At 42.4% G+C, this 23,425-nt stretch carries 12 protein-coding genes; 6 read left to right on the top strand and 6 right to left on the bottom strand.

Going from position 1 to position 23,425, the window contains the following annotated elements; genetic code table 11:
- The first annotated feature begins 3 nt into the window (after positions 1-3).
- Entirely contained in the window at positions 4-3,267 is a 3,264-nt protein-coding gene (locus ACDG22_RS08425; protein WP_270230957.1) for a DUF4450 domain-containing protein, read from the top strand.
- A gap of 278 nt (positions 3,268-3,545) precedes the next feature.
- Here ACDG22_RS08425 and ACDG22_RS08430 read toward each other — a convergent pair whose 3' ends face one another.
- From ACDG22_RS08430 to ACDG22_RS08440, 3 genes are all read right to left on the bottom strand, one after another.
- Positions 3,546-4,028, bottom strand: coding sequence for a hypothetical protein (locus tag ACDG22_RS08430; RefSeq protein WP_336313049.1), 483 nt, complete (start codon positions 4,026-4,028; stop codon positions 3,546-3,548).
- 139 nt (positions 4,029-4,167) lie between these two features.
- The gene (locus ACDG22_RS08435) at positions 4,168-6,939 is read right to left on the bottom strand and encodes an alpha-L-rhamnosidase (protein WP_270231080.1); all 2,772 of its coding nucleotides are present in this window, start codon (positions 6,937-6,939) and stop codon (positions 4,168-4,170) included.
- Positions 6,940-7,504: 565 nt separating this feature from the next.
- A complete protein-coding gene (locus ACDG22_RS08440) occupies positions 7,505-8,458 on the bottom strand; it encodes an IS110 family RNA-guided transposase (protein WP_370858841.1) in 954 nt (317 codons plus the stop codon).
- Between the two features lie 304 nt (positions 8,459-8,762).
- Here ACDG22_RS08440 and ACDG22_RS08445 point away from each other — a divergent pair, with 304 nt between their 5' ends.
- On the top strand, positions 8,763-13,046 hold the full coding sequence (locus ACDG22_RS08445; protein WP_270230370.1) for a hybrid sensor histidine kinase/response regulator transcription factor: 4,284 nt from the start codon (positions 8,763-8,765) through the stop codon (positions 13,044-13,046).
- Positions 13,047-13,307: 261 nt separating this feature from the next.
- Here the strand turns inward: ACDG22_RS08445 and ACDG22_RS08450 are convergent, their stop codons facing one another.
- Positions 13,308-14,438, bottom strand: coding sequence for a glycoside hydrolase family 88/105 protein (locus tag ACDG22_RS08450; protein WP_270230369.1), 1,131 nt, complete (start codon positions 14,436-14,438; stop codon positions 13,308-13,310).
- Between the two features lie 237 nt (positions 14,439-14,675).
- On the opposite strand from ACDG22_RS08450, the gene ACDG22_RS08455 reads away from it, so the two are divergent.
- The gene (locus ACDG22_RS08455; protein WP_370858842.1) at positions 14,676-16,043 is read left to right on the top strand and encodes a rhamnogalacturonidase; all 1,368 of its coding nucleotides are present in this window, start codon (positions 14,676-14,678) and stop codon (positions 16,041-16,043) included.
- 221 nt (positions 16,044-16,264) lie between these two features.
- Here ACDG22_RS08455 and ACDG22_RS08460 read toward each other — a convergent pair whose 3' ends face one another.
- Positions 16,265-17,611 (bottom strand): IS1380-like element IS616 family transposase, encoded by a 1,347-nt coding sequence (locus ACDG22_RS08460; RefSeq protein ID WP_004295325.1) that lies wholly within the window; start codon positions 17,609-17,611, stop codon positions 16,265-16,267.
- A 580-nt stretch (positions 17,612-18,191) separates the two neighbouring features.
- The gene (gene rplS, locus ACDG22_RS08465) at positions 18,192-18,545 is read right to left on the bottom strand and encodes a 50S ribosomal protein L19 (RefSeq protein ID WP_007564838.1); all 354 of its coding nucleotides are present in this window, start codon (positions 18,543-18,545) and stop codon (positions 18,192-18,194) included.
- A gap of 199 nt (positions 18,546-18,744) precedes the next feature.
- Here rplS and ACDG22_RS08470 point away from each other — a divergent pair, with 199 nt between their 5' ends.
- From ACDG22_RS08470 to ACDG22_RS08480, 3 genes are all read left to right on the top strand, one after another.
- Positions 18,745-19,500: a 5'-nucleotidase C-terminal domain-containing protein gene (locus tag ACDG22_RS08470; RefSeq protein ID WP_022125839.1), complete on the top strand. Its 756-nt coding sequence runs from the start codon at positions 18,745-18,747 to the stop codon at positions 19,498-19,500.
- A gap of 13 nt (positions 19,501-19,513) precedes the next feature.
- Complete coding sequence (locus tag ACDG22_RS08475; protein ID WP_022125840.1) at positions 19,514-20,356, top strand: bifunctional metallophosphatase/5'-nucleotidase; 843 nt, start codon at positions 19,514-19,516, stop codon at positions 20,354-20,356.
- A gap of 70 nt (positions 20,357-20,426) precedes the next feature.
- On the top strand, positions 20,427-23,399 hold the full coding sequence (locus ACDG22_RS08480) for a glycoside hydrolase family 3 N-terminal domain-containing protein (RefSeq protein WP_270230367.1): 2,973 nt from the start codon (positions 20,427-20,429) through the stop codon (positions 23,397-23,399).
- The last annotated feature ends 26 nt before the right edge of the window (positions 23,400-23,425 follow it).

Consider the following 23,425-nt stretch of genomic DNA (forward strand, 5'->3'; position numbering starts at 1 on the left):
AAAATGAATAAAAGAAACTTGTTTTCGTTTGTGTGGCTGTTGGCACTGGGAACTGTTTCCTTACCGGCACAAACCAAACAGGCTAAAAAGATCGGCGACTTTATCGAGTCGACTTCTTACAATGAGCATAAACGAGGGGCTGAGCGTACGCTTCAGTATTATCCCGAGGGGGACGATTTTGTGTGTATAAACGGGAAGAACCGGTTTACCAGAGCGTTGTACGGAAGCTGGTCGCCTTTTCGTCTTGAAACAAGCGACCGTCCGGTTTTTGCTGCATACGATAAGCGTAACAGCAAGCATATTCGTTTCCTTCTGCAAGGCAGGGGACTGTCAGTCGCTCTCGATTCAATTGAATTTTGTGAAGCCAGATATACTGCCGGCCGACGTACGTATCTACTGAAAGATGCGGCTTTAGGAAAAGGAACGCTCTCTGTGTCCGTATTGGCTTTTCCGGATGCTGACGGAGCTGTCTGGAAATTCTCAGCGAAAGATTTGGCGGAGGATATGGTTTTGCGTTGTTTTATCTCTGAAATCCGGGCGAAGAAACTGAGTCGTAACGGTGATATGGGAGCCGATCCTCCTGGATGTTTCGAAGCCCCCGAAAAGCCTCAAAAGCAGAGAGAGTACGATTTACCGTTGACAGATGAGGCTTATCTGGTTTTGGAAAATCTGGATTTGAAGCTTGTTCCGCTTGATGAGGGAAGACGTTTGTATCAGAAAGCTGAGGATGCTCGAAAGGCACTGGCTTCGCGTATCCGTTTTACTACTCCCGATCCTTATTTCAATACGCTGGGCGGAGCACTGGCTGTTGCTGCCGATGGTATTTGGGACGGGCAGGTCTGGCTTCATGGAGCGGTAGGATGGCGCATGCCGCTAAGCGGATGGCGTGCTGCTTATACGGGAGATGCTTTGGGATGGCACGACCGTGCCCGTAAGCATTTCGATGCTTATGCTGCCAGTCAGGTGACCGATGTACCCAATACGATTCCGCATCCGACACAGGATTCTGCTTTGCATCTGGCACGTTCTGTCAAAAAATGGGGAACTCCTCAGTATAGTAACGGATATATTTGTCGTAATCCACGTCGAAACAATCAGATGCATCACTATGACATGAACTTATGTTATATCGATGAACTGTTGTGGCATTTCAACTGGACAGGTGATTTGGATTATGCCCGCCAGATGTGGCCGGTCATAACTCGTCATCTTGCCTGGGAGAAACTGAATTATGACCCCGACAATGACGGCTTGTATGATGCGTATGCCTGTATCTGGGCGAGCGATGCCTTGTATTATAACAGCGGGGCAGTGACGCACTCGTCTGCCTATAACTATCGTGCCAATAAGATGGCTGCGGAAATAGCCCGTAAGATAGGGGAGAATCCGGAACCGTATCAGAAAGAGGCTGACCGTATTCTGGCTGCAATGAATAAGCGTTTATGGTTGTCTGATAAAGGTCATTGGGCGGAGTATCAGGATTTCATGGGGCACAAGCGTTTGCATGAGAGTGCGGGAGTCTGGACTATTTATCATGCGTTGGACAGCGAAACGGCTAATCCGTTTCAGGCTTATCAGGCAACACGGTATGTCGATACGCAGATTCCTCATATTCCGGTTGAAGGAAAGGGACTGAAGGATGAAGGTTATGCTACAATCTCTACCACCAACTGGCTGCCTTATTCGTGGAGTATCAACAATGTAGCCTTTGCCGAAGTGATGCATACGGCTCTTGCTTATTTTCAGGCAGGTCGTTCTGATGAGGGATATAAACTATTGAAAAGCTCTGTTCTCGATGGCATGTATCTGGGCGACAGTCCCGGAAACTTCGGGCAGATTAGTTTTTACGATGCTGCCCGTGGGGAATGTTACCGTGATTTTGGCGATCCTGTAGGAGTTGCTTCACGTGTTATGATTCAGGGAGTGTATGGTATTTTGCCCGATTTGATGAACGACAGGCTGGGTATCCGTCCGGGATTCCCGTCCGACTGGAAGAAAGCATCGCTTGCAACGCCGGATGTGACCTATCATTTTTCAAGAGAAAAAGATACAGATACTTATCAAATTACCCAGCGTTTCGGTAAACCATTAGAAATCGGACTTCGGATAAAGGCTGTTCACGAGAAAGTGGCTTCGATTGAAGTGAACGGAAAGAAAGCGGACTGGAGTTTGGTTGATGCAGCAAGTGGCAGTCCGGAATTACTCGTGGTAGCTTCCGAAACGGAAAATGCTGAAATAACTATTCGTTGGAAAGGAAAGCCTTTGCAGACACTTGTTGCCGGAGAACTGAACGTTGATGCCGGTGGACAGATTTCACTTCGCGCGCCTCAGGGAATCCAACTGTGTGAAATTTACGATCCGCAGGGTGTTTCAGCATCTACAACGATTGAAGGAAACAGTTACAGCACAAACATAAATAAGGGGGTAGAAGGACATCATACTTTCTTTGTCCGTACCCGACAAGGAGATATGGACTGGTGGCAACCGGTAAATGTCTTTATCCAGTCTCCTTATGTTGCAGCGAGAGAGGATTTCTCGGAGGTGAATACATCTGCTTGCCGCATGATTGATATGGATAAATACTTGAACGATTCGGTTACTTCTATTTTCCGTGAACAATATTTCTCTCCGCGTTCTCCGTATACTACCTTGCAGCTTCCTGTGCAGGGCATAGGGGAGTGGTGTCATCCGTTGCTGAGCGCTTCGATTGACGACAGTGGATTGCGGAATCTGGTTCGTGACAACCGGTTTAATACTTCGCTGGGTGTTCCGTTCCGCCTGATGAAAGAAGGAAATAATATTGCATTTACTTCTTTGTGGGACAATTATCCAGACAGTATTTGTATTCCGCTTGCAGGAAAAGCGTCGCATGCGTATTTGTTGCTTGCCGGAAGTACCAATCATATGCAGTGTCACATTGCAAATGGGGTGCTGAAAGTGCGTTATACCGACGGTACGTATACCGAACTGACTCTGACTAATCCGGATAACTGGTGTCCGATAGAACAGGATTTTTATGTAGATGGAAAAGCATTTACAGTGCCTGAACCTCGTCCGTATCGCCTACATTTGAAAACCGGAAAAGTAAGTCGTGACCTGGGAAAAGAGTTAGGTATAACGGGCGTGTACGGTCGTGAGATAGAAGGCGGAGCAGGAGTCCTGCTGGATATGTCGCTCGATCCGGAAAAAACGCTTGAATCGCTTACCCTTGAAACTCTTGCCAATGACGTAGTTATCGGGCTGATGGGAGTTACTTTACAACGATAGAAAGAGAATCTGCCCATAAGTGGATAAAAACATCAGCATGTTTTCACATAAACATGCTGATGTTTTTTTTATTTCGTATGCTCGGCATGAGTATTAGCTAACGGGTGCAAGTCCCCAATGAGCCCTAATAGCGGGAATCATACAGCCAAAAGCAAGGGTGTCCATCGCGAGTTGGAATCTGAAAGAAGCTGGCGGCAAACATCTGGTCTGACGAACAGAAACTTCATATAAGGCATATGACCGTGGGTAAGGTTGCGAAACAAACTAAAGCCCTATAGCTATTCGGGACGGTTAGTGTAAATGGAGCAGACATAAGATTGAAAGTTAATACCCTTATCCGAGGAGGTCTCACGGACATATGGTGAGGATGAATGATTCGAAGTACCATGATGGAGTAAAGCTTGCCGTGAGAAGTCAGCAGAGGTCGTAGTACCCAAGGCATGTATGCCTATAGGGAAGGACCAAACTTTATTTAAACGGCATAACTGAAAACTACCGTTTGTTGGAACGAATGCATAAAACCAAAACAGAAGTATTGGGCTACCTTTAAAGAGATAGGACGGAATCCGAAGGGTATAAAGGAGCGCAGACCTACAAATGGATGGTTGAAGAAGATGTCGTGGAAGTGTCTTTCGAAGAATACGAAAGGCATCCATAGTAAAGAACCGCCGTATGCCGAACGGCACGTACGGTGGTGTGAGAGGTCGGAAAACGAAAGTAGGAAGAAAACTACTTCGTTTTCCTCCTACTCGATTGTACAAAAATGCCGGAAGTTTGTACAAATGTTTTTTATGTGTTGTACAAATTCCGGCTGAAATTTGAGCATATTTTAAAAGAAACTTGCTGAAGCCTTTTTGTTCCTTGCTGAACGTTGAGTTTTACTATCCGGTAAAACGGCTTTTACTCCTTGTAACTTACTGGTATTAAGCGTATATTCCCGTTAAGACCGGAAGACATTGTATCCCAGTTTTTGTAGTCGCCTTTTACATAGTTCAGCTTTGCCATATTGATATCCTTAAAGATGCGCCATTCTATATGCTTGCGATCCATATCAGCGATACGGTTGGCTGGCAGATTGGTTACTTCGACTTCTATCCGGTTCTTTCCTGGTTTTAGCCATTTTCCGACCTTTAACCGGAATGGAACTGCCCAGACTATGCCAGCATCGTTTCCATTAATACGTACACGCGCACTCTCGCGTACGTCACCTAAATCCAGTATCCAGTCGTCAGCTTCCATGGAAGGCATGTTTATTTCGATGGAGTAGCGGCCGGTTCCCATATTGATTTTAGCTTCCGGTTGTTCCAGTTCTGTCCATGATGTGGGAGAGTCTATGTCAAACTGACCGTTTATAGCTGGTGCGCTTTCTACGAATTCCAGTTTCCATCCGTGGTCCAGACTCAGGCTGTATGTCTGTTCTTCGGGATAATTCCACGCTGGTTCTTCGTCCAGTGACTTGTCGAATGTCTGAATGATGAGGCTTTCCCCCGATTTCAGTTGCAGACGGACCTGCAATTTCCCGTTTTCTATCCGGCTTTGTGCCTTGCCTCTTTCTCCGTTCATCGGATTGAAGAACATGGCAGTCGTTTCGGGAACATTCAGTGTAACCCATTCGTCTATATCTTTGTTTTGCAGACACGAAACAAAATAATGATGCCCTTCGGGATTCGAGCGGCGGATAAACTGAAGTCCACATCGTGTTTTCAACTCTTCTGAGGCTGTTCCCGTCTGTGCCAGTACCTGCTGATAGTCGGAACCGACAATGATGCGTCCTTTTCCGAGTATGAATGTCTGTGTATGTGTAAAGGAATCGACGTCAGGAAGTTGTCCGGTGATGTTTATGAAAGCGGCGCGGTTTTGTTTCAGACGATTGTATCCCGGAGTATCTTCGGGATATTGTTCTACAAAAATCACGGTTGCACCCTGACGAGCCAGTTCTACCAGTTTCTTGAGTGTGGCGGCAGGCATTAGTCGGGCGGCAGGAACAATGAGTGCTTTATAGTGCGTGCCTCCGCTGGTGACGAGCTGATTGTCTGCACAACGTGTCGTCTTGATGAAAGCATCAGAGATATAGTCTACATCATATCCTCCGGCAATAATTGTCTGGATGGTCTTGATAAACTTCGGGGCGTACCGGTCCATTTTATGGATGTCGAACGAAACAAGTCGTCCCGGAAGTTCGTCCCATAAATCGTATATGGGCAGATAAACCAGAAAATCATTATCGGGTTGTCCCATTTGCAGAAAAGACTGGCAGCGGGTTATGTATTCAAAAAATGCAGGTGCGTCACGCCAGATACTATTGGTAGGCGACATATTGATGCTTGCGTAGAACAACCATCCAGGCCATGCCACATCTTGTGGCGAATATGGTGTCCCGTGAAAGAACATGTGATTGACTCCCGATACGAACATCAGGTCCATATCCGGTTTACACTGTGAGAGAGAAGTACGGAAATGTTCCGTCAGCCAGGTAAATGTTTCCGAAGAAGTATAAGGCTTGCCGGCTATGTGTGCAGCCGAGGACGCATATTTCAGCATCGAAATATCCGAAAAATTCGGTCGGGTGAGGGAGTCTTTGCGCAGCCCCTTGATATGAAAGTCTGTCAGACCGAATCCTTCACATTCAGGAATGTCGACCGAAGCATACGTATCTATCAGATTGGCCGGAGAACCATGTGCCTGATTGCGAGTTGTGCTACCGTGTTTGTGAGCCCATTTTGTCCATTGGCTCGTAAAGTTGTCTATCAGCATTTCGCTGACAGTTTCACGATAATCGGACACGATACGGCGAGTTGCTTCCGGACGTGAAGCATCCAGAAACTCAGGAAAGTGCTCTTCGAGTTTATAGCCCCTGCGGCGTTCGAATTCTTCCAGCAGGTGAGGAGTCCAGTCTGCCTTATACACTTCGTATGAATCATTAAAGAATGTACGCGGATAGGTTGCTTTGTTCTGTTTGAAAGCGCGGTCGAATTTGGTGAAATATTCTTTTACAGCCTCCGGATTCATGTGGTCCATTACATAACCTTCTCCGCCAGGAGCAGCACGTTTTACTTTTTGCAGTGTTTTGCCTACGAACAAAGCAATCAGTTTCCATTCACCTTTCGGAGCATTCCATTCGAGCTTGCCGTTTTTTACTTTCGATGTCAGGTTCAGACATGTTCCGTCTTCAGCATAAGCCATCAGTCTACTTAATTGGGCAAATTCACGTTGCTTTTGTTCCTTGGGAGATGTAATCTCTATTTGTTGTTCTATCTTCTTACCCCCCGTTACAGTATATTGCTCGAATATAGCTCGGGTAGCCGCGTGTTCCAATGTGATTTCCGGTCCTCCGAATGGCCATCCCGTTCCGGTATTCATATCGATGTCGATGCCGTTCTTCTGTGCTTCGTCTTGGGTGTATTGGTACATTTCCATCCATCGGGATGACAAAAACGGGATATCTCGCTGTTCGTTTCCCTTTACACCATAGATAGGCGTTATTTCCAGACTGCCTATTCCGGCTGTACCGTATTTGTGAAGATTGTATGCAAGTCCCTTTTGATCGACTGCACTTCCCATCCACCACCATCGGCTTCCCGGTCGTGCTTCAGGCTTTATTTCGGGCCAGTTTTGTGCTTGTACAGTACTTCCTAATAGCAATAGAGCTGTCAGTATGTCTTTCTTTTTCATACGTAAATATTAAGCGTCCTACACACAAAGTAGGACAGGTTTATACTAAAATTGATATAAATCCGAGGTTTTGGATAAAAGAAAGATTAGCACTTATGAGAACACAAGTGCGGCTATTGTACAATAATAAATAGCAACAGCTAAGAATTTAAAAGTTTCATACACGTGTACATAAGTCACAATCTTTGGCGCTTAGCTGTTGAAACCAATTTCATTGTCGGGCTATGGTAATTCCAGTAAAAGTCAGCCTTTGGTCTATATTATTAGTTCAGTGTTACAGCTTGTGGAACTTTAGTAAGTGAGACATTGTATCCAAGCTTTTTAAGTTCAGAAGACAAATATACCTTGCGTTTCTGCTCTATCTTGGATTGCATATATTGTGCTCCAAGTTCATGGTAACGGGACCCTGTACTCAGTATCAGATAAACGGATATCAACTGAGAATGTCCCACTGCAATCAAGGCACGTTTCTTTCCTCTGCGGGCAGCTATACGATGGTATCTCTCACTAAAAAACGTATTCTTTGTACGGGTCGCAGCCCATGCGGCTTCTGTGATTACCGCCTTTACCTGTTTGTTCCCGTGAGTGATTCGTGCGCTTTTTTTTTACCCGCACTCTCGTTGTTGCCCGGAGAAAGACCGGCCCAGGACGAAAGATGCTTTTCAGAAGGGAAGTGGGACATGTCAAGACCTATCTCAGAAACCAGATCCTCTACAACCTTGGTGCTAAAACCGGGAATCTCCCTGAGAAGTTCAAGGACATTCTCGTACTTGGACAACAGTCTCTTTATACGTTCGGACAAATCATCAACCAAAGTCTGAGTCTGGTCTATATCCTTTCGGATCATCTGAAGAAGATAAATGTGATGCTCTTCAACAAAACCGGTACACGCCTCAAGCAATTCTTCAGGACTGGCTGACAGTTTACCGTGATAAACTGAATTTATATCATCAAGAGTAAGGACTTTGCCTTCACAAAGCATATCAATAAGAGAAGTAGCTGTCGTACCGCTTGTATTACTTACTACACTTGAAAGCTTGATGTTGCAGTCTTCAAGAATACGCATCATACGGTTCTTCTCTGAAGCTATCTGCTGAATAAGCTTGTTCCGGTAACGCGTCAGGTCACGAAGCTGACGCTGCTCCTTGGGAGGAATATAGCTCGGTTTGAGAAGACCTGCCAGAAGAAGCTTGCAGATCCATTCGCTGTCCATCTTGTCTGTCTTGTGACCCGGAACATTCTTAATGTGACGGGCATTGACTATCCAGACATTGGGAATGGAATCTTCAAGAACCTTATAAACCGGCTTCCAGTAAACACCGGTACTCTCCATTCCCACATGCGTTACACCATTGGACAATAGCCATTCTTTCAATTCATTCAAAGAACTCGTGAAGGTTTTGAATGAGCGGGTCTCGCGTTGGATGCCTGCTCCGTCAATTGTCGCCACCACAACCTTCAGGTGGACGTCGATACCGCAAGCGCGCTGTATCAACTGAGGGAATGTCACTTCTGCCATAACTGATACATTTTAGGGTTACACTATACAAAGGTAACTTCAGCTTGACTATTTACATTCTCTTGGGCGTGATTTTTTATCTCATGGGTATTTCATTGGTATTTTCATTGGTATTTTATGATTGGTTTGTCTTGATGAAACAAAATTAAGGGCTTTGTTGATATAATTCAATGTACAAAAGTACATATTCCTAGAATATTGTATAAACCGTACCTAAGATGTGTGATTCTGTTTGCTATGTTTTATCTTTCTTGTAATTTTGTGCTTAGTTAATTGCATCAAGAAACATTTGTTTTTATACTGTATGAAAAACCAAAAGATTTGGATACTATGCTGGTTGGGCTGTTTGTTGTTGTCGTCATTTTCGGCGAAGGCTGCAATCGAACTTCGCAGCGAACGACTGACTACTGCTGATGGACTTGCAAACAATTCTGTGCGTTATATTTATCAAGATAGTAAAGGGTTTATCTGGATGGCCACACTGAATGGCTTGAATCGTTATGACGGTAATTCTCTTATCACCTTTCGTCCTCAGAAATCGAAAAAGATTTCTCTGGCAGACCATCGGGTGAAGGTGCTGGAAGAGGATCAGAATGGTTTTTTGTGGATTACAACGACAGCCGATTTAATCAGCTGTTATGATTTAAGGCATGACTGTTTTGTCGATTTTACCGGTTGCGGAGAATATCAGGATCATTATCGTGGCTTTTTTATAACAGAAGAAGCTGTGTGGCTATGGGGAGCTTCTCACGGATGTCGCCGTGTGACCTATCAGGATGGTCGTTTCACTTCTACATCATTTACCGTACAAAATGGCTCTTTGAAGAGCAACAATGTTCATTTTATCCGTCAGCACGGAGATAGAGTATGGATAGGAACACAGCAAGGTGTTTATTATTGGAAAGATAACAAGCTGGTGGCGGTAGATGAATCTCATTCGTATTGGAAGGCTATGTTTTACGAGGATAATCTTGTTTTTGTGACATCAGAAGGTGATTTGTTTTACTTTCAGACAGACGGAAAACTGAAATCTTTGGGAAGCCTTCCTCGTAAAACAAAAAAATGGGCGATGACCGGACTTTTTCGGATTGGTCAGAAACAGTATATCTTGACCTCAGAAGGTACGCTGTGTCTGGATATGAAGACTTTTAAGGTTGAGTCTGCTCCGGCATACTATAATATTCCTGAAGGACAGGTTAAAAAAGATGATAAAGGAGATTATTGGGTATATAACCGTACTGGTAATCTGTATTATATAAAATCGGATACAGGAGAAAAGAAAGTGTTCTCGGTAATGCCTTATGACAAGCTTGGATTCATTGATAAGGAACGATATTACATTGTGCACGACAGCCGAGGGATTATCTGGATTTCTACATATGGCAACGGACTGTTTGCTTATGATCCGGCTACGGAAAGCATACAGCATTTTACATCCGATTCGGGTATCTCTTCTCTATTGGCTTCCAATTATCTGCAATGTCTGATGGAAGACCGGTCGGGAAGTGTCTGGGTAAGTTCTGAATTTGCGGGTATATCTAAGTTGAGTGTATTGAATGAAGGCGCATCACGTGTGTATCCCGAAAAAGATTCTATGGCCGACCGCTCGAATACGGTGCGTATGATTGCTTCTACTTCTGATGGAGATATCTGGGTAGGTACACGTAGTGGCGGTTTATATATTTATGATGCAAAGCTGGAGATTCAGAAAAAGAAATTTCATCATGATATAAATACTTATGCTGTTTGTGAAGACAATGAAGGGAATCTGTGGATTGCTACCCGTGGTGAAGGCGTATGGATTGGAGATGTAAAATATCGGTATGATAAATTGAATGATAAGTCGCTTTCATCGGATAATGTCTTTTGTATGTTGAAAGACCGTAAAGGTCGTATGTGGATAGGTACGTTCGGTGGAGGTTTGAATCTGGCTGTTCCTACGCAGGATGGAAAGTATGAGTTCCGCCATTTCTTTACTCGTACTAACGGACAGCGGGAAACCCGTACGTTGTGTGAGGACAGTAACGGATGGATATGGGTCGGATCGAGTGAAGGTATATTTGTCTTTGATCCGGATAAACTGATTGCAGATCCGGAAGCCTATAAACATTATTCGTTGGAAAGTGGTGATTTGCAAAGTAATGATATCCGTGCGATAATACGTGACCGGAAAGGACATATGTGGCTGGCTGAGTCGGGAGCTGGATTTGGTATGTCTGTTGTCGGTCATAATTACGATAAGCTGGAGTTTACTCATTATACTTCACAAGATGGATTGGTAAGCAGTATGGTACAGGCCCTAATTGAAGATGATAAGGGGATGATATGGGTTTCTACTGAATATGGCTTGTCTTGTTTTAATCCGGAAACTGTTACGTTCGAAAATTATCTTTTTTCTGATTATATATTGGGTAATGTATATAGTGAAAACAGTGTTCTGAAGCTGCAAGATGGACGTCTGGCATTGGGTACAGGACAAGGTATTGTTATTGTAGACCCAAAGCATGTTTCGGTGAAAGATACTCCTATGCAAGTTACTTTTACGGATTTGAAACTGAATGGTATATCAGTCATTCCGGGAGATAAGGATTTTCCATTGGAAGCTTCATTGGCTTATGCAGAGTCTGTCCGGTTGAATTATGAACAAAATTCGTTTGTGATTGAATTTTCTACATTCAACTATTCAGATGCTGGATTGTCGAAGTTTGCTTACAAACTGGAAGGATATGACGATACTTGGAGTGCTCCTTCTTCTTTGAATTTTGCAGCTTACAAGAATCTGCCTCCAGGATCCTATCATCTTCATGTAAAGGCAAGGAATACAGCTGGTACATGGTCGGATGAGTCTGTATTGAAAATCGTAGTTGTTCCTCCATTCTGGGAAACGACATGGGCAATGCTAATTTATGTCCTATTGAGTATAGCTGTTTTATATGCGGCTTATCGAATAATATCGAAGATGAATACTCTACGTAATAAAATTAAGGTAGAAGAACAGCTGACGGAATATAAACTGATGTTTTTTACAAATATATCGCATGAGTTCCGTACACCTCTGACTCTGATACAGGGGGCTTTGGAACGTATTCATCGTGCCAAGAAAATTCCTGCTGATATGGTAGGAGCTGTCCGTGTAATGGATAAAAGTACACAACGCATGCTGCGGCTTATTAATCAGTTGCTTGAGTTCCGCAAAATGCAGAATAACAAGTTAAGTTTATCGCTTGAAGAAACAGATGTGATAGCATTTCTGCGTGAAATTTATCTGATTTTCAAGGATGCTGCTGAGTCGAAAAATATGGAGTATGTGTTTTCTCCTTCTGTGTCAACGTATAAAATGTTTATCGATAAAAGTAATATTGATAAAGTAGCCTATAATTTATTGTCGAATGCATTTAAATACACTCCTTCTAATAAGAGAATTGAATTTAGTGTATCTGTTGACGAAGTGAATCATAAACTGATAATGAAAGTAATCGATACGGGAGTAGGTATTCCCGTAGAAAAGCGTGGAGAGCTGTTCAAACGTTTTATGCAGAGCAGTTTTTCAAGCAGCAGTATGGGGGTAGGTTTACACCTTACCCATGAACTGGTACAAGTACACAAAGGTACGATATCATATGCAGAAAATCCAGGTGGCGGTTCTGTGTTTACAGTTGTGCTTCCAACAGATGCTTCCGTATATGAGGGTAAGGATTTTCTTATACCTGACAATGCTTTGCTGAAAGAAGAGATAGAAGCTGAAAAAGCACACCAGGCAGAGGATAGTTGGGAGGTATCGGAAGATGAGAAAAACGAAAAGAACACCTCAACGGAGCCACTTAATAAGCGTAAGATTTTGATTGTAGAAGATGATAATGATGTACGTGAGTTTTTGAAAGAGGAGCTAAGTCCTTATTTTGAAGTGGTAGCAGAATCTGACGGAACTTCCGGACTGGAACGTGCGAAAGTTTATGATGCGGATTTGATAATAAGTGACGTTTTAATGCCCGGATGTTCAGGGTTTGAACTGACGCGTAAATTGAAAAATGATTTTAATACCAGTCATATACCTATTATTTTATTGACAGCTCTTAATTCTCAGGAAAAACATCTGGAAGGTGTTGAGGCTGGAGCCGATGCATATATAACGAAACCTTTCAGTAGCAGTCTGTTGCGCGCCCGGGTATTTAAACTGATAGAACAGCGCGACCGCTTGCGGGAAAAGTTCTCAAAAGATCCTCATGCTGTACGTCCGGCTATTTGTACAACAGACCGTGATAAGGAGTTTGCCGATAAATTGGCTGAAACTTTAGGAGAGCATTTGTCGGATCCGGATTTTACAATCGATGAATTTACTTCAATTATGGGACTTGGCCGAACTGTCTTTTATCGTAAGGTAAAAGGTGTGACAGGATATTCGCCGAATGAATACATACGAGTTATGCGTATGAAAAAAGCGGTTGAACTCTTGGCTGAAGGTAAATATACAGTTGCAGAAGTGACTTATCAGATAGGAATGAATGATCCGTTCTATTTCAGTAAGTGCTTTAAAGCTCAGTTTGGAGTACCTCCGTCATCTTATTTGAGAGGGGAGAAAGAGGAATAGTTTATTCTATCACTTTTTCTAGTATTAAGCTAAATTATTAAAACTGGAAAAGACTCTTTGGAGATGAGGCTCAAAATAAAAAACAGAGATAAGTTTACTTACAATCTATAAGCCGCAACATAAAAAATCTCCTGCCTTTAGTCCTATAATTGTAATAAATAAGGGTTAAAGCAGGAGTTTTTTATTGCGAAGTTTTAATCTATAAGATTTTTACTTTTGTACTTCATTTTGAGCCTCTTTTATAGAATGACGATTATCAACTTATTTCAATTTATAAATTTCGCTTCCAGCCAGAAGGAAACAACCTGTTCCAAAATCATCAAAATCAGGCTTGCTGTCGTAAGTTACGGGCTGTCCGTCTTTAGGCTCCTTTCCTGTTCCTTGTACATAACCTAAGAACCCATCAGGATGAACAGCGTCTTTCACCATTGCATTCCAGGCTTTGAGTACTATTGGCAGATATTCGTCGCGATCAAGCAATCCGTTGCGTATTCCCCATGCCATTCCATATACAAATAAAGAAGTTCCTGTCAGCTCTTTTCCGCCGAAGTGATTAGGATCGTGTAAGCTTACATTCCAGAATCCGTCTTCACGCTGGCAAGCTTTGATAGCCTTGCTCATAGTCAGAAAGTCGTTTATATAATCTTGGCGGTGAACTTCATTGGCAGGAATTTCATCGAGTACGCGGACTAGGGCAGCGTATACCCAACCGTTTCCACGGCTCCAATAACAGTCTTCTCCATTAGGTTCTTTGTAAGGAGGGTCGAAGTCCTGATCTCTCCACCATAATCCGTCCTTTTGATTGAACATGCCATGTTCTCCATGCTGGTTGCGTGTGTATTCGTACATCTGCCACATCTTGTCGAAATACTTCTGCTCTCCGGTCAGTTTACCCATTTTGGCGAAACCAGGCATACCCATTTGTATGGCATCTATCCACCACCACTCATTGATTTGTGGAGTGTTGACCAACATGTTGAGGTTGGATTTTACATTTAGCAGGATTTCCGGTTTAGGGCAGAGGTTGTACATGTCGATATATACTTGTCCGCAGGCATAATTGTCGGCATGTCGGGTTGTTGTTCCTCTCCACATCCCCCACTTATGAAAATCCCCCCATTGATAAGCATATGCGTAATATTCAGTATCCGGATAAATGGAGTAAAGAGCCAGCAGTCCCTCGTAGTACACAGTGCGTGTCCAGATATTGCTGGCCCGCATCTTTCCTTTGACAAAACTGGGTAGTGTGCAGTCCGGATTATTCTTCATATAATGTTTGTTCACTTTGATTAAAGTGTTCAGAGTTTCTTTCTGGTCGGGCAAATTTTGTGCATGCAGAATATTTGTCCCTCCCAAAGCGAAAACTAAAGCTGCAATAAATAATTTTTTCATGGCCTTTGCTTGTTAGTTATTGTAATATAAGTTTATTGACAAAAATAGTTGTCTGTCTTTATATATAGAATGGAAAATCATACAATAGTCTTTGATTTTATTCATTTAGCTCGTTTTAGGGTAAAAATGTACGAATTTATCAGGATAATGTATGATTTTCTATTTTGAGGTTATAGGCTTTTCTCTATTTTTGCCAATGTGAAAAGTAAAGATAATTTGTTTTATAAAAAATATACTATGAATAAAGTGTGGACAAGATGTGTTGTTTCTATTGCTTTAGCTTTGTTCGTTTTGCAGGCTTCAGCAAAAGAAGTTTTCCCGGACGGAACTCCTATACCCGACTGGTTTCGTCAGACAGAAATCGTTAAGTTGGAAGATTTAGGAAAAAGCTATCGTATTACAGATTATGGAGTATTGAATGACAGCACAATCATACAGACTCAGCAGATACAGGCCGTGATTGATAAAGCTTCTCAGGAAGGGGGAGGGGTGATTTATATTCCTCAGGGAACTTTTTTGAGTGGATCATTATTTTTTAAACCTAATACCCATCTTTATATAGAGAAAGAAGGAACACTGAAAGGTAGTGATGATATCAGCGATTTTGCAGTCATTGATACACGTATGGAAGGACAGAATCTGAAGTATTTTGCAGCGCTGGTCAATGCTATTGGTGTGGACGGATTTACGATTTCAGGAGAGGGACGTATAAACGGTAATGGTCTGCGTTACTGGAAGTCTTTCTGGTTGCGTCGTCAGGTGAATCCTAAGTGTACGAATCTGGAAGAACTGCGTCCTCGTTTAGTTCATATTGCCGATTCGAAAGATGTTCAGTTGTCTGGTGTTCGTCTGGAGAATTCTCCATTTTGGACTACTCATTTGTATCGTTGTGAAAATGTAAAATTGTTGAATCTCCATATTTTTGCACCTCATTTCCCTGTAAAAGCTCCCAGTTCTGATGCTATCGACATTGATGTATGTACCAATGTCTTGGTGAAAAATTGCTATATGTCTGTCAATGATGATGCGGTTGCACTGAAGGGTGGAAAAGGTCCTTGGGCAGATCAAGATAAAGAAAATAATGGGGCTAACCGCAATATTATTATTGAAGATTGTGTATATGGTCTTTGCCATAGTGCGCTGACTTGTGGCAGTGAGTCAATACATAATCATAATATAATCCTTCGCCGTTGTCGGCTGGATAATGCGAAACGGTTGTTGTGGCTGAAAATGCGTCCCGATACACCGCAGAATTATGAATATATTACCGTAGAAGAGATTACGGGAACTGTTTCCAGTTTCTTGTTTGCAAAGCCATGGAAGCAGTTTTTCGACCTGAAAGGGCGTAAGGATACACCATACTCCTATTCCAGTCATGTGACAATGCAGAATATCACAATGGAATGTGATGTCTTGTTTGATGTGACCAAGGCGGACGATCAATATAAATTGTCTGATTTTACTTTTAAGAATTTGGATCTGAAGGTGAAAAAGAATGCGAAAATAGAAGTTGACTGTGTTGATAATTTTGTATTGGAAAATGTTAAAGTTAATGACAATATAATCAGGAAACAGGTTTTAGATTTTAACCTACATTATTCATAGTGGATTCATTTCAGGTTATCAAAACAGATATGGGGACAATCTGAAGCCTCCAACTAATGTCTATCATCGAATGACCGCTTGATGTAGAGTTATAATCCTGTCCGAAGCCTTGATTTCGGCATGCTCAGGTCTGATTATCACGTCCATTTTTATGGAGCGGATATGACTTATAAGTCCGATTACAGAATCGGACTCAGGTTGATTTCAGATTATTCCACTTGTCAGGCAGAGAGTCTCGTCAAGGCTTGCGACAAAGCTTCAAGGTGTCGATGGTGTGGGGAAAAGCTGAACCTTATAAAAGTCTTTTTTTCGACTATGAAGACGGCACTCAGCATAATCCGCTTCATGAAGCTGTCCATCGTGAAGGCGCCGACCTCTGTATTGGAGAAAGCCTTCGACCTGAGACGGTATGCGGTCACATATGCCGCGCCATATAGAAACAGCCGGAACATATTGGCTCTGAAAGAACTGCACGACATCCTGTCGGCTCGAAAATACTTCAGGTCTTTTATCCATAGCTCCATTGTGCCGCGCTTACAGTAACGTCGATATACTGTCTCGGGCTTGTTGTTACGGTTGCTTGTGACTATGAAGCGGACGTTTACACCCTTGTCGGAGACTTCGATTTTTGCAATCACCCTCTGTCTGTATTTCCATGATTTGGCTTTGTACTCAAAGCTGTAGTAACGGCGTACATCCTCATGGTGAAGTTCGAAATCCCCCTTGGCACGGCGCAATTGCTTGTCGATTTTCTTCATAAGCGCAGGATTGCCCGACAGCCCTGTGATAAATCTCACATAAAGATGTGTCTTGACCCAGTCCATAAACTCATGGCTGCAGAAATGACTGTCCCCGCGGAGTTCTATTATTGTGTGAGGCCATTCCTTATGGATGTATTCAATGACTCTGCGCAGTATACCGAAGATGTTCAGCGACTTGTTGCGTCGTCCCGGTCTCAGTAGAGGAAGTATCAGCTTGCCGTTCATACCGTCGAAAATAACCATCGGCATGTAGCAGTATTCGTCATAGTAATCATTGAACAGCGACAGCTGCTGCGCCCCGTATGTGTTGGCATTTGTATCGTCAACGTCAAGAATAATCTTACGCGGAGCTTTGTCGAAGGATGAGATGTAGTCCTTGACAAACAGTTCTGCTATTTTCCATAAGGTCCTTTTGTCAATATGATTCTCAAGCCGTGTCATCGTCGGTTGTGAGCACAGGCCGGGATCCGATGCCTTGCGGCCCACGCTCATCTTAAGGGCACTGTCGTGGCGCAGGCGGTCGCAGTCGTTGGCATCCTCGTAGCCGCACATTATCTGTCCGACACGCTGGCAGACCATCTCTTCGTAGGAATGCTGTACGAAAAGTTGATTTCGATAATCCGGAATTAGGCGCGCTATCTTTCGCGCTATGCTGTCTTTCATTAGACCGACAAGCACCAGTCCTCCATTGGACGAGATGTCCGGGGCATTGAAATCGACCTGAATTTTCCTGTCAGGAAGCACGTCTTGAAAAGAAAAAAGATTTTTCTCTTGACTGACTCCGTTATTTGTTGTATCTTTGCACATGAGAACGCCGGTATTAAGTTTATTTTTAACACCTTAAAGTTAATGCTTTTCTTGCAAATATACAAGAAGGGCGTTCTCTTTTTTGTGGAGACTATGAATTATTCAGGTTAAATAGGTATTAGTATTTTAAGGTTTAATTTTTTACTTTCTTCGGGCAGATTTCAGGCAGTCTGTCCGATTTTTTTGTTTCCCGACAAAGCTTTTTGCTGATATATATGGCTGTGTGTTTTGTGAAATTTGTACGAATTATCAGTGTGTTCATGGTTATAGTAAAGGATTTCTTTGGAAATATAAGGACGAATCATTCTTAAAAACTTGATTCATTCAAAAAATATGCTGTTGTTTTATGTATTTTTTGTACAAAAGGAACAGACATTCGTACAAATTTTTCGAAAAGAAGGTGATGTTTTTCCTGACTTTTCAAGATGTTTTTTGGGAAATACGACCAGCTGTGATGTTGAATTTCAATCAGATTGAGTGAGAAATTTGCAGTCTTCGATGAATAAAAGGGAGAAAAACAAAAAACCGACTCTCATAATGAGAATCGGTTTTCTGTATGTAAGGAATAATAGATTCAGTATTACAAGTTAACGCGTTTTTCCTGAATTCTAGCTTTCTTACCAGTAAGAGCACGCAAGTAGTACAATTTAGCACGACGTACTTTACCAACTTTGTTGACAGTAATGCTGTCGATAGCCGGAGATTCCAGAGGGAAGATACGTTCTACACCTACAGTTCCTGACATCTTACGTACAGTGAAACGTTTCTTTTCACCGTGACCTGAGATTTTGATAACAACACCGCGATACAACTGAACGCGTTCCTTGCTACCTTCAACGATACGGTATGCTACTGTAATTGTATCACCAGCTTTGAATGAAGGATGCTGTTTGCCAGTAGCAAATGCTTCTTCTGCAATTTTAATTAAATCCATTTTTTCTTTTTAAATTAAATTGTTTATCGTTACAACGTAACATATCAAGTAACTCTTCTTGACAGCGATTACGCGAAAGCGGTGCAAAGTAAGTAATTTTCTGTGATATAGGCAAATCTTTTTCGTGTATTTTAATACGAAATCTTGTGTTGCTTGGCTTTTTTCCCTATATTTGAACACTAAATATGAATAATTTTGTATGAAAAAGCATGTATTTTATACTCTCTTGGCAGGTTCTTTTATATTTACGGCCTGCAACTCCAGTTATTCTTTAGTATCGGTAGAAGGAGGAAGAGTACCCATTACCAGTGTTTATGACGAACAGCAGGATCAGGCTGCATGGAGAATTTTGCAACCTTATCGGGCTAAAATAGATAGTTTGATGACTCCAGTAATCGGACATTCTGCCCGTAAGCTCGAAGCGTATCGTCCGGAGTCGCCTTTGTCGAACCTGATGGCAGATATTCTTTGCGAGGGAGCAAAAAGTAAATTGGGAATAAGTGTTGACGTTGGGGTTATGAATATAGGTGGTATCCGTAATATTCTTAATGAAGGAGATATTACATTTGGTTCTATTTATGAAATCAGTCCTTTCCAGAATGCTCTTTCTGTTGTTGTATTAAAAGGAGAAGATTTGTTGGAACTCTTTCAACAGATTGCGGCCGTACATGGTGAAGGCTTGAGCGGGGCCCGACTGGTTATCTCGAAAGACGGACGTCTGCTACGTGCGGAGGTAGGTGGAAAGCCTGTTGATCCGGCAAAAGAATATCGGGTAGCTACGATTGACTATCTGGCTGAAGGAAATGATCGTATGGAGGCTTTTAAGAAAGCAACATCGAGAACAGAACCACAGGATGCTGTGTTGCGTGATTTGTTTATCGATTATGTAAAGCAGTGTGAGGCCAAAGGTGTTTTTGTAAACGCTGAGATAGAGGGACGTATTGTAGAACAATGATAAAGAAACTGATATGAAAAGAATATACTTCGTTTTATGGGCCTGCCTCTTTGCAGGAGTATTGTTTGCCCAGTCTACCAAGGAATTGTATTTGTTCCATACAAATGATATGCACAGCCGTGTAGAACCTTTCCCGGAGGATTTTCAGGATACGATGCTGGCTGATAAGGCTGGACTTTTACGCCGTGCAACTTTTATCAAGCAGCAACGCAAAATACATGAGGATTTGCTGTTGTTCGATTCAGGAGATTTTTCGCAGGGTACTCCTTATTATAATATGTTTAAAGGGGAAGTGGAAATAAAGCTGATGAACGAAATGGGCTATGATGCAGGAACCATTGGCAATCATGAGTTCGATTTCGGGCTGGATAATATGGCAAGGTTGTTTAAAATGGCGAATTATCCGATAGTATGTGCAAATTATGATGTGACGGGCACTGTGCTCGAAGGACTGGTTAAAGAATACACTATCATTCAGCGTAACGGCATAAAGATCGGAGTTTTTGGTTTGGGAGCGCAACTGGAAGGATTGGTTGCTTCTGAATGTTATGGGAATGTAAAGTTTGAAGATCCGGTTTCGGAGGCTCAGCGTGTCACGGACTTGTTGAAAAATCAGGAACATTGCGATTTGGTGATTTGTCTTTCTCATCTGGGATGGGAGGGAGAACCTTATTCCGATATTGAACTGATAGAAAATACGCGTGATATTGATGTCGTATTGGGTGGACATTCTCATTCGTATTTTGATGCGCCGAAGTATTATAAGAATTTAGACGGAATAGAGGTTCCTGTACAGCAGATGGGAAAGAACGGAGCCTTTGTTGGACAGATGATTTTAAAACTTCAGAAGAATTGATTGTTAGAAAACACTTGCTTGTATAAAGGTAAAATTTACGGCAAAGGTTTATAAAAATAAAGAAAAGATTATGAATAGACGTGTTACGGGATTATTGGTTTGTATATCGTTATGGATAGGTGCATATGCTTCGTCTGTAAGAATATTGGAGCAGGCAGATGATTCTGTGGCGTGTCGCCGTTGGGTTGACGGGCAGCTTGCCCGAATGACATTGAAACAGAAAATCGGTCAGTTGTTTATTCATACGGTTGCACCGATAACCATACAGAAGAATAAAGATAACATAGAAAGAGCTGTTAGAGAATATGGAGTCGGAGGCTTGCTTTTCTCCAAAGGAGAACTGAAGAAGCAGGTGCAGCTTACCAATCAGGCTCAGCAGTGGGCAGATATACCTTTGATGATTACATTCGATGGTGAGTGGGGATTGGGCATGCGTCTGGAAGATACTCCGGAGTTTCCCCGAAATAGAGTATTGGGATGTGTGCAGAATGATACATTAATATACCAGTACGGACGTGAGGTTGCAAGGCAGTTGCGTGAAATAGGTGTGCATGTAAATTTTGCTCCTGTAGCCGATGTTGATAATAATCCCAATAATCCGGTTATCAATGTCCGCTCTTTCGGAAGTGATCCGAAAGTTGTAGCCGATAAGGTTGTAGCTTATTCTCGCGGGCTGGAAGACGGGGGAGTAATGGCGGTATGTAAACATTTTCCGGGACATGGTGATACGGATACGGATTCTCATCATGTGTTGCCGGTGCTTGATTTTGACCGTACCCGTTTGGATAGCGTAGAGTTATATCCTTTCAAAAAGGCAGTCGAAGCAGGAGTCGGAGGCGTAATGATTGGTCATTTGCATGTCTCGGAACTTGATGAGAAACCAGCCTCGATATCTTCGGAGGTCATTACTTCGTTATTGCGTAAAGAACTGCACTTTTCGGGACTGGTGTTTACAGATGCACTGGAGATGAAAGGTATTTCAAAAAATGCCGATGATCTTTGTGCACAGGCCTTGATGGCAGGAAACGATATGTTACTGGTTCCAAGGAACTTGAAAAAGAGTCTTGAAAGTGTAATGCGTGCCGTAAAAAGCGGCAAGCTTACAGAAGATGTCATTACGGAAAAATGCCGGAAAGTGCTTACTTATAAATATGCCTTAGGCTTGAGTCATAAGCAACAGGTAGCGGCCGAAGGAATTGAAAACCGTATTTGCTCTGCTAAAAGCGACAGTCTGATGATTGCTTTGGAGAAGGCTGCTGTTACAGTTCTAAAAGATTCTGTAGATGTGTTGCCTCTCGATCTGTCTTTATCTGAAAATATTTTGTTGAGTTTATCCTCTTCATTGTCGGAAGCATATCCTTTTTATAAAGAGTTGAAAGAATCGGTTTCGCTGAGTTGGTTGCATGGCAATGCTGATTCTCTGCAACAAATTCAGGAACGTGTAGCTCCAGCTCATCAGGTTATTGTAGCTGTTCACCAAACAAAAGATTTGTCTGCTTTTCTTCCTTTTTTAGAAAAGGTGGCGGCCGATAAACCTCTTGTCGTTGTTTGTTTTGCGTCGCAAAAAGTTTTGCAGGAGATGTCTTCTGTATTGAAGAAGGCTTCGGCTGTGATCTTGGCACATACAGATAAAGCCGAAATTCAACGTTATGTAGCAGATGTTATGACCGGGCAGGATCTTGTTGATGGCCGTCTTTCTGTTGATATGAACGGTTTATGGAAAAGCGGCACAGGTCTTACTATCGATCCGGATAAACCTCGTTCTTACAGTCCTGAAGAGCTGGGCATGGATTCTAAGATTCTTCTGGCTATCGATAGCATTGCAGAAGAAGGTATTCGCCGGCAAGCATATCCGGGATGTCATGTACTGATAACCAAAGGTGGTTATCCTGTCTATAATAAATGTTTCGGTACATTGACTTATGATGGAAAAGAAGAAGTGAAAGAGCATACAATATACGATCTGGCTTCACTCTCTAAGGCTGCGGGAACTTTGCTGGCAATAATGAAATTATACGATGAAGGTAAATTCGGCTTAACGGATAAAGTCAGCACTTATTTGCCGGAGTTGAGAAAAACGAATAAGCAAAATATAACCATACGGGATTTGCTGTTTCATGAGTCGGGACTTCCTTCGTATCTTCCATTTTATGAGGAGGCTATTGACCTGAAAACGTGCAAAGGAGGATTGTTCCGTAAGAAACCTGATGCGGGACATAAATTGCAGATTGCTTCGAATTTATATGCATGTACCGATTTCTCTTTTAAAAAAGAATGGATGTCTTCTACTCCTTCTGAAATCTATTCATTGCAACTTGCTGACAGCATGTATCTGAATAAGGAATATCAACGCGTCGTTATGCAACAAATCATTAATGCACCGCTGAAGGGACATTCATATCGGTATAGTTGCTTGAACTTTATGCTGCTGAAAGAGGTTGTTGAGAGAATTTCGAAAGTACCTATGGATGTATATCTGGACAGTGTTTTCTTTAAACCTATGGGACTGAAGCATACTGCATACAATCCGTTGAAACGTTTCCCTAAAGAGGAAATTGCCCCTAGTGCGAAGATTGATTTCCTGCGTGGCGGTCCGTTGCAGGGCTATGTTCATGATGAGGCTGCTGCATTTGTGGGAGGTGTATCGGGTAATGCAGGACTTTTTTCTACAACACATGATCTTGCTGTGATTTTCCAGATGTTGCTTGATCGGGGTATATGTGGTGACCGTCGTTATCTGAGCCGTGCTACTTGCGATTTGTTTATGGGTATGAAAGCCAAAAACAGTCGTCGGGGATTGGGTTTTGATAAACCTGATGTTGAGAGTGATGATAATAGTCCTTGTGCTCCTGAAGCTCCTGCCTCTGTTTTTGGGCATACTGGGTTTACCGGAACTTGTGTCTGGGTTGATCCGGATAATGAATTGGTGTTTGTCTTTTTGAGTAATCGTACTTATCCTGTTGCATTTGGTCATGATAACTTGATGAAGCTGGATATTCGTTCTCGTATTCAACAAGCAATGTATCAATCTATAATGTATTAATACTATTTAGACATAATACAAATTAG

Origin of the sequence: Phocaeicola coprocola (assembly GCF_041333015.1) — a bacterium.
GTDB classification, from domain to species: Bacteria; Bacteroidota; Bacteroidia; order Bacteroidales; family Bacteroidaceae; genus Phocaeicola; species Phocaeicola coprocola.